We start from the raw sequence: 14203 nt of genomic DNA, 5'->3' as shown, positions 1-14203 counted from the left end.
TATATAAAAGGAGAGAGTATGGAATTTTTAATTGGTACGCTTTTAGCTCCAAATATAGCTAGTATTATATTAAATGAAGTTGTAGATAAAGCTAAAGAGAAAAATATAGAAAGTGAATTAAATCAAATTATTGCTAATTTAAATTCAAATTATTTAAATAGTGAAGTTGATTGTGGTATTTTTGAAAGATTCTTAACTAAAAATGAAGAAAAAATAAAAAATTATCTATTAAGTATAGATTTACAAAACTCTAAAGTAGACTACATATTTATTGATGAAATATCTAATTTAGCAATTGAGTTTATTAATAGTGAAAGAAATAAGATAAATTATCCAGCTTTAAAAGATGATTCAATCGTAAAAAAATATTTTACAGAATTATTTTCAGATATAAATAATTTAATATATAAGCAACTAGATATTAAAGATAAGTTTATGATAAATACGATAAATAGAAATTGTGATAACAATCATAATGCACTTATGAATCAAAGCAAAGAGATTATTGAAATGCTTAATGCCTTAAAAGAGGACATGAATAAGAAAAACTCTAACTTGTTAGATGATAAATTAAAAAATAAACTAAAATATAATAATATCAATTTTAGGGAAGAATCTAATATTAAAATTAATTCTACTAATCATGATGTTAAAGGTGTATTTTTAGTTAAATACAATGAATTTCTTAGTAAGTTCAATAATTTATCAGAAGTTTTAGAGTATTCATATAGAACTCAAAAGACGATTGTGTTAGAGCCAGTTGAATTTAAATTACTAATAGATGGTAATATAATTCAAGAATTTAAATATGAAAATAAAGATCAATCAGAGTTGGTTGCACTAGAATTTGTTAGTGAAGGAGAAATTGATTTGGCAATAGGATACTTTGCTAATAACTCACTTCAGAACGGGCAATTAAGTGAACTTAAAATAATTCCTCCTATGGCTTGTTTTGATAAGAAGATTAGATTAGAAAATGAAGATTTTGAAACGATATTAGATAATATAAACCTAAGAATTGATGATATTTCAACTGTAAATAATATATCCACTACAATTATGTCTAACAAACAGCAACAAAATGCTCAAGTCTATGTAACTTTTAAAGTTTCATTAGATACAGATGAAAATATAATTTCAAATAATGCTAATTTTGAGATAGTTAATCCTTCTAGTGCATTAAGTATAATGTATTGGATTAATACTATGATAAAGATAAATAACAGTAAATCTTTAACAGCTAGATTAGTTGATGGAAATATATTTTTGTTTGAAGGTAAATTTGATTTTAATGAATCTATAGATTTAAGTGTTGAAAAGAAACTTATTCAAAAACTACTTTATATTGAGAATAGATTAGATATTAAATTTAAAATTTCACCTGAATTAATAGTAAACTATGCAGAAGAGATAAATTCTCTAAAAAATATACTTGATACTGGTATTAGTAATATAAATATATCTTCAATGTCTATTAAAGGTAAAGAAATTAAATCAAAATGTAATATACCGACAGATTCAAAATTATTATTTCATTTTATTTCTAACGACAAATTTGAGTTATTTGGAGAAAAAATAGATTTAGGAGAACATCTTATAGTATTAACTAAAACATGTATAAATAAATATGATGATAAAGATTTAATATTAGATATATGTTCAGATTCTAAAAACATAGCTGTTTATAAGAATTTTTATAATGGAGACTTTAACTTTGAATCAATATTAGAAAATGAAAATTTAGGAAAAATATCATAAAATAAATCAATCGACCTCTTTTATTTTATATGAATAATTCAAGCAGTAAAAGATTTAAAATAATTCATAAACTATTATAAAAATACACTGTAGATAAAATAGGCAGTGTATTTTTAATATACTAAGGGTATATTAAAATATTTGAAAGTAATATTAATGACCTTTATACTTTATTTTTTTATATAAATAGACTATTATAGATAATAAGTTATAGATAAAATATGAAAGGAAAATACATATGCAAAGAAGACTGTTAAATCCTAAAATAGACNTATTTTACAGAATTATTTTCAGATATAAATAATTTAATATATAAGCAACTAGATATTAAAGATAAGTTTATGATAAATACGATAAATAGAAATTGTGATAACAATCATAATGCACTTATGAATCAAAGCAAAGAGATTATTGAAATGCTTAATGCCTTAAAAGAGGACATGAATAAGAAAAACTCTAACTTGTTAGATGATAAATTAAAAAATAAACTAAAATATAATAATATCAATTTTAGGGAAGAATCTAATATTAAAATTAATTCTACTAATCATGATGTTAAAGGTGTATTTTTAGTTAAATACAATGAATTTCTTAGTAAGTTCAATAATTTATCAGAAGTTTTAGAGTATTCATATAGAACTCAAAAGACGATTGTGTTAGAGCCAGTTGAATTTAAATTACTAATAGATGGTAATATAATTCAAGAATTTAAATATGAAAATAAAGATCAATCAGAGTTGGTTGCACTAGAATTTGTTAGTGAAGGAGAAATTGATTTGGCAATAGGATACTTTGCTAATAACTCACTTCAGAACGGGCAATTAAGTGAACTTAAAATAATTCCTCCTATGGCTTGTTTTGATAAGAAGATTAGATTAGAAAATGAAGATTTTGAAACGATATTAGATAATATAAACCTAAGAATTGATGATATTTCAACTGTAAATAATATATCCACTACAATTATGTCTAACAAACAGCAACAAAATGCTCAAGTCTATGTAACTTTTAAAGTTTCATTAGATACAGATGAAAATATAATTTCAAATAATGCTAATTTTGAGATAGTTAATCCTTCTAGTGCATTAAGTATAATGTATTGGATTAATACTATGATAAAGATAAATAACAGTAAATCTTTAACAGCTAGATTAGTTGATGGAAATATATTTTTGTTTGAAGGTAAATTTGATTTTAATGAATCTATAGATTTAAGTGTTGAAAAGAAACTTATTCAAAAACTACTTTATATTGAGAATAGATTAGATATTAAATTTAAAATTTCACCTGAATTAATAGTAAACTATGCAGAAGAGATAAATTCTCTAAAAAATATACTTGATACTGGTATTAGTAATATAAATATATCTTCAATGTCTATTAAAGGTAAAGAAATTAAATCAAAATGTAATATACCGACAGATTCAAAATTATTATTTCATTTTATTTCTAACGACAAATTTGAGTTATTTGGAGAAAAAATAGATTTAGGAGAACATCTTATAGTATTAACTAAAACATGTATAAATAAATATGATGATAAAGATTTAATATTAGATATATGTTCAGATTCTAAAAACATAGCTGTTTATAAGAATTTTTATAATGGAGACTTTAACTTTGAATCAATATTAGAAAATGAAAATTTAGGAAAAATATCATAAAATAAATCAATCGACCTCTTTTATTTTATATGAATAATTCAAGCAGTAAAAGATTTAAAATAATTCATAAACTATTATAAAAATACACTGTAGATAAAATAGGCAGTGTATTTTTAATATACTAAGGGTATATTAAAATATTTGAAAGTAATATTAATGACCTTTATACTTTATTTTTTTATATAAATAGACTATTATAGATAATAAGTTATAGATAAAATATGAAAGGAAAATACATATGCAAAGAAGACTGTTAAATCCTAAAATAGACTTCGTATTTAAAAAAATATTTGGCTCAGAAGAAAATCCAAAAATACTAATAGGATTTTTAAATGCTGTATTAAAGCCAATTATTCCAATAGTAGAAGTTGAAATAAAAAATACAGATATAGAAAAAGTACATGTAGAAGATAAATTTTCAAGACTAGATGTAAAAGCAAAAACTAGCAATCAAGAAATAATAAATATAGAGATACAGCTAAAAAATGAATACAATATGATACAAAGAAGCCTATATTATTGGAGTAAATTATACGAAGAACAATTAGGCGATGGAGATAGATACGATAAATTATGTCGAACTGTATGTATAAATATATTAGATTTTAAATATTTAAAAAATGATAGATTCCACAATGGATATAGATTAAAAGAAATAGAAACTAATGAAGAATTAACAGATATAGAAGAAATTCATTTTATAGAAATACCAAAGTTAAAGAAATTAAACAGTGAAGAAGAAGTAGTTGATATGTTAGAAGCGTGGGTTGAGTTTTTAAGAGATCCTGAAAGTGAAGTTGTAAGAAAGCTAGAAATGAGTAACTCAGAAATAAGAGAAGCAAAAGATAAGTTATATAAATTAAGTATGGATGAAAAAGAAAGAGAACTATATTTCCTTAGAGAAAAGTCTATCAAAGATGAAATAAGTGCACTTGCAAATGCAGAAGAAAAAGGAATTCAAATTGGAATAGAACAAGGAATAAAGCAAGGTATACAACGTGAAAAAATAGAAACTGTATTAAGGCTACATTCATTAGGTCTAAATATAGAACAAATTGCAAAAGGAACTTGTATTACAGAGACTGAAGTTGAAAAGATAATAAAAGAGAATATTAATTAGTATATACGGGGTCGTGTTTTACGACCCCGTATAAATATATCAAAAATTATAGATTTCAAATTATAAAAGAAGGGATCAAAATCGTTTATACAAGCCTAAATCAGCCTATGAAGAAGTAGTAATCTTAATTATTTTTGTAAATACTATATACTATAAAAATAATTATCAAGGAGATAAATAAATGAATTCAAAAAAATTAATCCTATCTGGAATCATTCCTATATTCATACTTGGATCAATAACTCACTTTGCATATGACTGGTGTAGCATAACACTATTAGGACTTGTAGCTCCAATTAACTCAAGCATATGGGAACATATGAAAATGGGAGTACTACCTACAATAATATGGTGGGGCTTAACCTACTTATTATTTAAAGACAAACTAAAACTAGACTTTAAAAGATACTTTGTAGCATTTACAGTTTCACTTTTAGTTAGTACCTTTTTAATGCCATTTTTATACTATACTTATAGATACGGACTTGGAGTACATTTACTTATAGTCGATATACTAAACCTATTATGTACTGTAACTATGGGACAGTTATTAGCACTTCATATTTATAATCATTATAGTGGGAAGAAAGTATATTTTAACTTATGTGTAATAGTTTTAATACTTGTAGTTTTATCATTTGTTATATTTACTTTTAACCCACCTCATATTCCTATATTCAAGGATTATGATACTGGTACTTATGGAATATATCATAGACGATAAAGGTAACAATTTAAAATTTGTAATAAATAAAAAAATACACTGTCAAAAAACTCGACAGTGTATTTTTAATATACTTCCTTAGAGAAAAGTCCATTAAAGATGAAATAAGTGCACTTTAAAATGCATAAGAAAAAGGAATACAAGAAGGCATACAACGTGAAAAAATAGAAACAGTATTAAGACTAAAATCACTAGACATAAATACAGAACAAATTGCAAAAGGAACTTGCATAACAGAAAGTAAAGTTGAAAAGATAATAAATTATACATAAAATAAAAATTGATAAAAATATATAATAATATATACCTCAATGGATAAAATATAGTGTAATAAATACAAATAATAAAAGAGGTATAATTATGAAATCTACAATAATACTTGCTAGTAACAATGAAAAATCTTTTTCAAAAGAAATAGTAAATAAATTAATAGATATACTTACTCAAAATAAAGTACAATATGAAGTAATTGACCTATACAAAGACAATTTCAATCCAGTAATGACAGCAAAACAAGAACAACTTTATAGTAAAGGCGAAACAGATGATGAACTAGTAAAAAAATACCAAAAACACTTAAAAGAAAGTGATGAAATAATATTAGTATTCCCACTATGGTTTAACAATGTACCAGCAATACTTAAAGGTTTCTTTGATAAAGTATTTTTAAAAGAGTTTGCTTTTACAGAAGAAAACAATAAACCTAAAGGTCTTTTAAACAATATTAAGTCAGGATTAGTTATTAGTACATCAGAATCTAATAGTGAATATTTAATAGAAGGATTAAATAACCCTATAGAAACTGTTGTAGTGAAAGGTACATTAGGAATTTGTGGTATTGAAAATGTAGAATATATAAATATGAACGTAGAAAATAAAGATAAATATGATCTTATTGAAAAATATTTTGGAGAATAAAAGTAGATAAAAGACGGGGTCGGATTTCACGACCCCGTATTTTAAAATAAATAATTATTTTTCTTTATACAATACACAAAACTATCTACACACTCTTTAAATAATTACAAATATTATATAAAAGCTCCCTATTTTCAACACTACAAAACCTAAGCTTGTCATACAAAATCCCAAAAGAAACATCCAACATTTCTATAAGTTCCTCCTCACTTGTACACTTTTTAACACAATCAAAAAGCTCATCATCACTAATTAAATAATTACAAGCCCATCTAGCAGCTTTTTGTTCTTCTTTACTAAGCCTAATTCTATCACTGTAGTGAAGTAATCTATTAGCAAAGTTTCCATTAGTTGTAAAATGGTGACCAACCTCTTCAGCTAAAATTTCCATAGTTTTTAACCGATCATTAAAAATACTTTTGTTTAAAGCAATAGTAGGAGGAATATCCTTATCATTAATATATAACCCTAATATACAAGGATTGAAACTTACCCATTCAATTTGAATATTTTCATCCTCACACAATTTATATAATTTGTCTAACTTATTCATAATGTCCCCTAAATATAAATTTTTTACTTGTTTTTGTATTTAAACTTTAAATAATTAACAAATTCATCTAATTCCTTTTGAGCTTCCTCTGATAAGTTTTCATCATACATAGTTCTATGAGTTGCTATTGTTAAATCTCTAGATTCTTTATTATCTTGTCCGATTAAATAATCACAAGTAACATTAAAGTAATCTGCTAATAATCTTAATTTATCAAAATCAGGATGTTTTCCCTTTGTTTCATATCCTGCTATTGATGTTCTGTTTACGCCCAAATAATCAGCAAGTTGTTGTTGAGTAACATTGTGTTTTAATCTAAGTTGTTTTAATCTATCACCGAATATCATAATTTACCTCCTAATTTATTTAACAATTATATAGTAGCACTAAATGTGACAAATAGTCTACAAAATAGATAAATTTTGGAAAAAAATTAAAAAATATGTTGCTAATAATAACAACAGTCATTATAATTAAAATATAAAAGTTACTAAAAGCAACTAAAAGGTAAATAAAAGTCACATAAAAAGGGGGTTAGATATGAGGGGTAAACTTAAAAGTTTAAGAAAAGAACAAAATCTTACTCAAGAAAGTCTATCAAATATGGTAAACATACATAGAACCTATTATTCAATGATAGAAAACGGAAGAAGAAATCCATCACTAAAAGTAGCTGTAAGCATAAAAAAGGCTTTAAACTACCAATATGATGATATCTTTGAAAAACAATAAAATTTAAGGGGGAAAATAAATGAAACTTAACACTAAAGTAGTAACTGGGAGCGTAAAATTAAACTATGTAAATATAAAAGAGGCAAGAAGTAACGCATTATCTTCAGAGCCTAAATACAGCATAACAATTATAATACATAAAGAAAGTAATACTATGGATAAAATCTATGAAGGAATATACAATGCTACTAAAAATGGACTTGATATATGGGGTGGGAAAGTTCCAGATAATTTAATAAGTTGCTTAAAAGACGGGGGCGCAACAGGAAGAAAAGAATATGAAGATAGCTTTTATATAAATGCAACTTCAAAATATAGACCACAGGTCGTAGATAAAGACTTAAAAATATTAAGTCCTGATGAATTATATAATGGTTGTTTAGGTAGAGTTAGTATAAGCTTTTATCCATACAATCACAAAGATAGCGGTAACTGTGGTATATCTTGTGAATTATTAAATCTTCAAAAGCTAAAAGATGGTGAGAAAATTGTAAATAGAGCAAGTGCAGTAGATGACTTTAGTGTAGTAGATGATGGGATATTAATATAATGAAAACTTTATCTATTGATATAGAAACTTATTCAAGTATAGACCTTACAAAAAGTGGGGTCTATAAATATACCCAAAATGACTTTGAAATACTGCTTATTGCCTATGCTTATGATGATGAAGAAATAAAAATTATAGATTTAAAAAACAATGAAAAAATACCACCACAATTAAAAAAAGATATACTAGATGAAAATGTAATAAAAACAGCCTTTAACGCTAACTTTGAAAGAGTATGCTTATCAAAATACTTTAACACCTACTTAAGTCCTAAGATGTTTAGATGCACACAAGTTCACGCACTATATTTAGGGCTACCACATGGACTTGATAATGTGGCTAAAAGTTTAAGGTTAAAAGAGCAAAAACTTGAGGAAGGCAAAAGTTTAATAAGGTTTTTTATGAAAAAGGAAAACCTTGATTTATTAACTTCAAGTAAAGAAAGTGTTAAAAAAACTGAAGCAATTAAAAAATATGAAGAGTTTAAAAAGTATTGTATAAATGATGTAAGGGTTGAGCGAAGTATAAGAAAGGTTTTAGAAAAAGTTAAGTTACCAGAAAGTGAGCAAAAGCTATGGGAACTAGATCAAGAAATAAATGATAGAGGTGTTTTGGTAGATAGTACAATGCTAAAAAATGCTATTTATTATGATAATATTTTTAAAAGTAATTTAATAGAAAAACTTAAAACTATAACTAATATAAATAATCCTAAAAGCAACAATCAAATGAAAGATTATTTAAAAAGTTTAGGGGTAGAGGTAAATTCACTTAGTAAAGAAAGTGTAGGCGATTTATTAAATAGTGGTGAAGTTAAAAAAAATCCTCATTATGAAAAAATAAAAGAAGTGCTAGACCTTAGAGCAATGTTAAATAAAACTTCAACTAAAAAGTATGAAGCTATGAAAAGGTGTATGTGTGATGATGAAAGAATAAGAGGGTTGTTTCAGTTTTATGGAGCAAATAGAACTGGTAGATGGGCAGGAAGACTTGTACAAGTTCAAAACCTTCCACAAAATAAGATGGATAATTTAGAAGAAGTTCGAGAAAAAATAAGGAATGGAATTAATACAAATTTTCCTAGTAGGAAAAAGAATTTTAACTATAATTTCAATATAAATTCATACTTATACAACCAAGAAAACCTATCAGATATATTATCACAACTAATAAGAACAACTTTTATACCAAAGAAAAATCATAGGTTTATAATAGCTGACTTTAGTGCAATAGAAGCAAGAATAATAGCTTATTTATCAGATGAAAAATGGAGAATAGATGTATTTAATACTCATGGGAAAATTTATGAAGCTAGTGCATCTAAAATGTTTAAAGTAGATATTAATGAAATAACTAAAGAAAGTGAGTTAAGACAAAAAGGAAAGATTGCAGAACTAGCACTAGGCTATCAAGGTGGAGTTGGTGCACTTGTTAGTATGGGTGCTTATAATATGAATTTATGTGAAAGTGAGCTTATAGAAATTGTAAGGGCTTTTAGAAGTTCTAATACAAATATAGTTAAGCTATGGAATACTGTTGAAAAAGCCTTTATAGAAGCTGTTAATAATAAAAGTATTGTCCATATAGACAAAAATATTAGTTTTATATATGAAGGAAATATACTATTTATTAAACTACCATCTGGTAGAAGATTTTCATATATAAGACCAAAAATAGATTATAACAATGCTTTTAACAAAAGTGTTATAACCTATGAAGGAGTAGACTCTACAACTAAAAAGAATACTAGACTTACTACATATGGTGGAAAGTTAGTAGAAAATATTGTACAAGCCATAGCTCGTGATGTATTAGGAGAGGCTATGATGAATCTAAGAAACAAGGGATTTAATATTGTAATGCATGTACATGATGAAATTGTTTTAGAAGTTGAAAATGGAGTATCTAGTGTTGAAAAAGTTGTTGAAATAATGTGTAAGGAAAACAGATACTTAAAGGGATTAAATTTAAGAGCTGATGGCTTTGAAAGTAATTATTATAAAAAGTAGGTTATAAATGGGGGATATTATGAAACATGACAAAATTATAAATGTAGCTATAGGAAAAAGTAGAAAAGAATTAAATTATGTAAACTTAAAGTTGCCTTATTCAGAGTTTATAGATAAATATATCAAAAACACAAAATATACAAATGAAACCTATAATGAGTATATAAACTTTCCTAAAGATATACAAGACAATATAAAAGATGTTGGTGGATTTGTAGGTGGAATTTTAAAAGATGGAAAAAGAAGAAAAGATACTATAATAAATAGAAGTTTAATAACACTAGATGTAGACTTTGGATATGAAGGTATGATTGAAGACCTTGAGAAAAATATTGATTTTGGTATGTGTATATATACTACACATAAGCATACTAAAAAAAGTCCAAGGTTTAGAATAATAATTCCATTAAAAAATGAAGTAGATCCAATTCAATATGAAGCTATATCAAGAAAAATAGCTTTTGATATAGGTATAGATTATTTTGATGATACTACCTACTCACCGTCAAGGCTTATGTACTTTCCATCTACATCTAAAGATGGAGAGTATGTTTTTAAGTTAATAGATAAAGACTTTCTAGATCCTTTAGATATATTAAATAAGTATAATGCTTGTAAAGATGAAAGTTTGTTGGATAACTTAAGTAAATCAAATCCTAAACTTAATAGTTTACATAATATAAATAAAGAAAACCCAATGTTAAAAGATAATATAATAGGTGCATTTTGTAGAGCTTACAATGTATATGATGTAATTGATAAGTTTTTATATGATGTATATAAAAAAGGTGATACTAAAGATAGATAAACATATATAAATGGAAGCACTTCTAATGGTGTGGTTATATATGAAAATGGTAATTTTGCATATTCTCATCATAGTACTGATGTATGTTGTGATAAACTTTGTAATTCTTTTGACTTAGTAAGACTTCATAAGTTTTCACATTTAGATAAAAATGTATCTAAAGAACTTCCTATAAACAAGCTACCATCATATACAAAGATGATAGAGTTTATAAGTAAAGATGAAAAAGTAATGCTTGAATTTGGTCAAAACAAATTAAAAAATGCTATAAATGATTTTTCATCTGTATGTGAAGAGGATAATATAAATGATAGTTGGACATTAAAGCTAGAGGTAGATAAAAATGGACTTTATAAATCTAGTATTAAGAATATAGTAACAATACTTGAAAATGATGAAAATTTAAAGGATAAAATAGCTTACAACTTATTTTCAAATAGAACAATTATAAAAGGTGATTTACCATGGAAAAAGGTAGTTGATAAAGAAAACGGTGATGTGTGGCAAGATAGTGATGATTCAAATCTTAGAATGTATTTAGATGTAGTTTATAAAATAGTATCTCCACACAAAATATATGACGGTATATCTATAATAGAAAAAAGAAATGAATTTCATCCAGTAAGGGATTATTTAAACTCTCTTGACTGGGATAATGTAAGTAGATTAGACAATTTAATGATAGACTATCTAGGAGCAGAAAATAGTGAATATACAAAAGCTATAACTAGAAAAATGTTAGTTGCAGCAGTTACTAGAATATTTAAACCTGGTACTAAATTTGATTATATGATGGTTTTAGTTGGTAAGCAGGGATTAGGTAAAAGCCATATAATAAGCTTGTTGGGTAAACATTGGTATTCGGATTCTATAAATACAGTGCAAGGAAAAGAAGCCTATGAGCAATTACAAAACGCTTGGATACTAGAAATGGCAGAACTATCGGCAACTAAAAAAGCAGAGGCAGAATCAGTAAAGCACTTTATATCAAAAACAGAAGATAGTTATAGGCAAGCCTATGGAAGAAGGGTTGAAACTTTTAAAAGGCAATGTGTATTTTTTGGAACTACCAATGAAATTGAATTTTTAAAAGATAGAACAGGTAATAGAAGATATTGGCCACTTATGGTTGGAGTAAATAAACCTAAAAAGAATTTATTTAAAGATTTAAATAAACATGAAATAGATATGATTTGGGCAGAAGCTATGCATTTTTATAAAAATGGTGAAAAGCTAATATTAGAAGGAGATATTCAAAAACAAGCAACCATGCAACAAGAAAAACACTTAGAAGGTAATAGCAAGGAAGGTATGATAAAGGAGTACTTAGATATTAAACTTCCTAAAAACTGGTACAATATGGACATATATGAAAGAAGAAGATATATAAGTGAAAGTGAATTTTTAAGAGTAGATAATGATTGTATATTAAGAGAAAAAGTTTGTAGTGTTGAAGTTTGGGTTGAGCTATTTGGAGGGGATATAAAGAATTTTCATAGAGGCAATGCAATGGAGATTAATGAAATTTTAAGAAGGATAGATGGCTGGGAAAGTTTAAAAGAGGGACAAGGTAAACTTAGGTTTGGAAAGTTTTATGGAACTCAAAGGGCTTTTTTAAGAAAAAATTAGCGTTACCAAAGACCTATTTTAGCGTTACCGAAGGCGTTACCAAAGAATTGACTTTGGTAACGGTTATTTAAAGAAGGTGTTACCGAAAAATTTACGGTAACACCTCTGGTAACGCCTTTGGTAACGGGTAAAACGTTTAAATTTCAACGAATATTGCTAGTGTTACCAAAGAGACGAAAAAACCTTAGAGTTTGCCTAAATAGAGGAAATTAAAGAAAAATTACCTCTAATTAGAAAAAAGTTTATACTTTAAGTTCTTTGGTAACGGTAATAAATTATAGGGGTGATTTTATGGAAGAAAAGATTTTAGAGTTTATTAGGGTGGATGATGTTCCACAGGGATGTAAGGATTTAGTTGAGATTTTTGGAATGGATACTTTTATTAGTTTGGTTGAGTATTGTGGTGGGAGTAATGTTTATATTCCTAGTAAGGGTGCTATTGTTAAAAAGGCTAGAAATAGGATTATGAGAGAGGAGTTTGATGGAGGTAATTATAGGGAGATTGCTAATAGGTTTGGTATTAGTGAGGTGGCTGTTAGACAGATTGTAGGTAGGTAATGGTGTATCTACAAAATATATAAATAATTTAAATATAGTATAATGTCAATTGGAATAGTTAATAGTAATTACTATTCAATTGTATGGAATGTTTTAGCTATGATAGTAAAAGTGTTTTATGTAATATGGTTTTTGGGACTGTAGGTAAGTTTGTATTTACACAAAACTACCTACAGTCCCTTCATCTTTTGCTCATATTTAAAGCATAATTTTTAAATTCCATTTTATTTTTATTGTGAATAATATTTTTATTCCACACCATATAAATACTTTTATCATCAATTTTATCCTTTATTTTTATAACTGAAATCTTATTAGTATTAATCAATGGTGTGTTTAAAATTATGGCAATACCTGCCCCTGCTGCCACAAGACCTGAAAGTATACTTGATTCACTAGGTTCTGCATAAATTTTCGGTGTATATCCTATTAAATCAGAATAAGATTTCTCCACATCAGAAGACTTATTATTGTATGCTATAAAATACTCATTTTTCAAATCACTAAGATATACTTCTTCCTTATTGGCTAAAGGATGGTTTTTAGGAACAATTAAAACATATTCTTCCTTTTTAACTAAAATAGCTTCCAAATTATTATATTTGTCTAAATCCTTTATATCACTTATAAATCCAAAATCAACATGGTTGTTTTTTATTCCTTTTAAAATTTCATCTGTGCTTTGATTATCAATATTAAACTTCACCTTCGAATTATCATTAAAAAAGCTACTTATTAAAAAAGGTATAAAAGTTGCCCCAATACAAGCAGTTGAAGATATTGATATAATCATATCACTATTATTTTTCATCTCTTTTAATTTAAGTTTACCTTTTTCAACTTCACTCAAAGCTCCTTTGGCATATTTCAAAAAAACATCTCCAAACTCCGTAATCTTGATATTTCTTCCTTCCCTTTGAAAAAGTTTAACATCTAGCTCTTCTTCTAACTTGGATATGGCTTTGCTTAGTGCTGGTTGAGTAACTGATAATATATCAGATGCTGTTGTGAAATTCTTTGTTTCTGCTATTATTTTAAAATACTCCAGTTGTTGTAAGTTCATTTTTATCTCCTTTTACATTAAAAATCAAGGCTCTGTTAGACAATTGTGTGATAAGCAAGTAATAAAAATAGCTAGACATATTGGAAATTCCAAAGTGTCTAGCTATTTTTATGTAAA

14 protein-coding genes are annotated in these 14203 nt (G+C 26.0%); 11 read left to right on the top strand and 3 right to left on the bottom strand.

Features of this window, described 5'->3' with window-relative positions:
• Window positions 1-18: 18 nt before the first annotated feature.
• The 5 genes from BN7997_RS09795 to BN7997_RS09775 all read left to right on the top strand — a co-directional run bounded on the left by BN7997_RS09795 (window position 19) and on the right by BN7997_RS09775 (window position 6184).
• Window positions 19-1758: a hypothetical protein gene (locus BN7997_RS09795; protein ID WP_071120611.1), complete on the top strand. Its 1740-nt coding sequence runs from the start codon at window positions 19-21 to the stop codon at window positions 1756-1758.
• A gap of 341 nt (window positions 1759-2099) precedes the next feature.
• The gene (locus BN7997_RS09790) at window positions 2100-3422 is read left to right on the top strand and encodes a hypothetical protein (RefSeq protein WP_071120610.1); all 1323 of its coding nucleotides are present in this window, start codon (window positions 2100-2102) and stop codon (window positions 3420-3422) included.
• A 238-nt stretch (window positions 3423-3660) separates the two neighbouring features.
• A complete protein-coding gene (locus BN7997_RS09785; RefSeq protein ID WP_071120609.1) occupies window positions 3661-4542 on the top strand; it encodes an Rpn family recombination-promoting nuclease/putative transposase in 882 nt (293 codons plus the stop codon).
• 181 nt (window positions 4543-4723) lie between these two features.
• On the top strand, window positions 4724-5266 hold the full coding sequence (locus BN7997_RS09780; protein ID WP_071120608.1) for a DUF6512 family protein: 543 nt from the start codon (window positions 4724-4726) through the stop codon (window positions 5264-5266).
• Between the two features lie 360 nt (window positions 5267-5626).
• Window positions 5627-6184, top strand: a complete 558-nt coding sequence (locus BN7997_RS09775; protein WP_071120607.1) for an NAD(P)H-dependent oxidoreductase — start codon at window positions 5627-5629, stop codon at window positions 6182-6184.
• An 85-nt stretch (window positions 6185-6269) separates the two neighbouring features.
• On the opposite strand, the gene BN7997_RS09770 is transcribed toward BN7997_RS09775, so the two are convergent.
• Entirely contained in the window at window positions 6270-6737 is a 468-nt protein-coding gene (locus BN7997_RS09770; RefSeq protein ID WP_071120606.1) for a hypothetical protein, read from the bottom strand.
• 23 nt (window positions 6738-6760) lie between these two features.
• On the bottom strand, window positions 6761-7084 hold the full coding sequence (locus tag BN7997_RS09765; RefSeq protein WP_071120605.1) for a helix-turn-helix domain-containing protein: 324 nt from the start codon (window positions 7082-7084) through the stop codon (window positions 6761-6763).
• 193 nt (window positions 7085-7277) lie between these two features.
• On the opposite strand from BN7997_RS09765, the gene BN7997_RS09760 reads away from it, so the two are divergent.
• The 6 genes from BN7997_RS09760 to BN7997_RS09740 all read left to right on the top strand — a co-directional run bounded on the left by BN7997_RS09760 (window position 7278) and on the right by BN7997_RS09740 (window position 13023).
• On the top strand, window positions 7278-7469 hold the full coding sequence (locus BN7997_RS09760; protein WP_071120604.1) for a helix-turn-helix transcriptional regulator: 192 nt from the start codon (window positions 7278-7280) through the stop codon (window positions 7467-7469).
• A 19-nt stretch (window positions 7470-7488) separates the two neighbouring features.
• Window positions 7489-8019: a DUF2815 family protein gene (locus BN7997_RS09755; protein ID WP_071120603.1), complete on the top strand. Its 531-nt coding sequence runs from the start codon at window positions 7489-7491 to the stop codon at window positions 8017-8019.
• Entirely contained in the window at window positions 8019-10028 is a 2010-nt protein-coding gene (locus BN7997_RS09750; protein ID WP_071120602.1) for a DNA polymerase, read from the top strand. The genes BN7997_RS09755 and BN7997_RS09750 overlap by 1 nt, the downstream gene beginning before the upstream one ends.
• A gap of 19 nt (window positions 10029-10047) precedes the next feature.
• Window positions 10048-10836: a hypothetical protein gene (locus tag BN7997_RS16050; RefSeq protein WP_242873408.1), complete on the top strand. Its 789-nt coding sequence runs from the start codon at window positions 10048-10050 to the stop codon at window positions 10834-10836.
• Window positions 10837-10866: 30 nt separating this feature from the next.
• Complete coding sequence (locus tag BN7997_RS09745; RefSeq protein ID WP_242873407.1) at window positions 10867-12465, top strand: virulence-associated E family protein; 1599 nt, start codon at window positions 10867-10869, stop codon at window positions 12463-12465.
• Window positions 12466-12756: 291 nt separating this feature from the next.
• Window positions 12757-13023 (top strand): Mor transcription activator family protein, encoded by a 267-nt coding sequence (locus tag BN7997_RS09740; protein ID WP_071120601.1) that lies wholly within the window; start codon window positions 12757-12759, stop codon window positions 13021-13023.
• Between the two features lie 181 nt (window positions 13024-13204).
• Here the strand turns inward: BN7997_RS09740 and BN7997_RS09735 are convergent, their stop codons facing one another.
• Window positions 13205-14086 (bottom strand): LysR family transcriptional regulator, encoded by an 882-nt coding sequence (locus tag BN7997_RS09735; protein ID WP_071120600.1) that lies wholly within the window; start codon window positions 14084-14086, stop codon window positions 13205-13207.
• Between the last annotated feature and the right edge of the window lie 117 nt (window positions 14087-14203).

The organism is Romboutsia timonensis (assembly GCF_900106845.1).
In the GTDB taxonomy this organism is placed as follows: Bacteria; Bacillota; Clostridia; order Peptostreptococcales; family Peptostreptococcaceae; genus Romboutsia; species Romboutsia timonensis.
The sequence above is the reverse complement of the archived record's forward strand: the minus strand, read 5'-3'. Positions and strand labels throughout refer to the sequence as shown.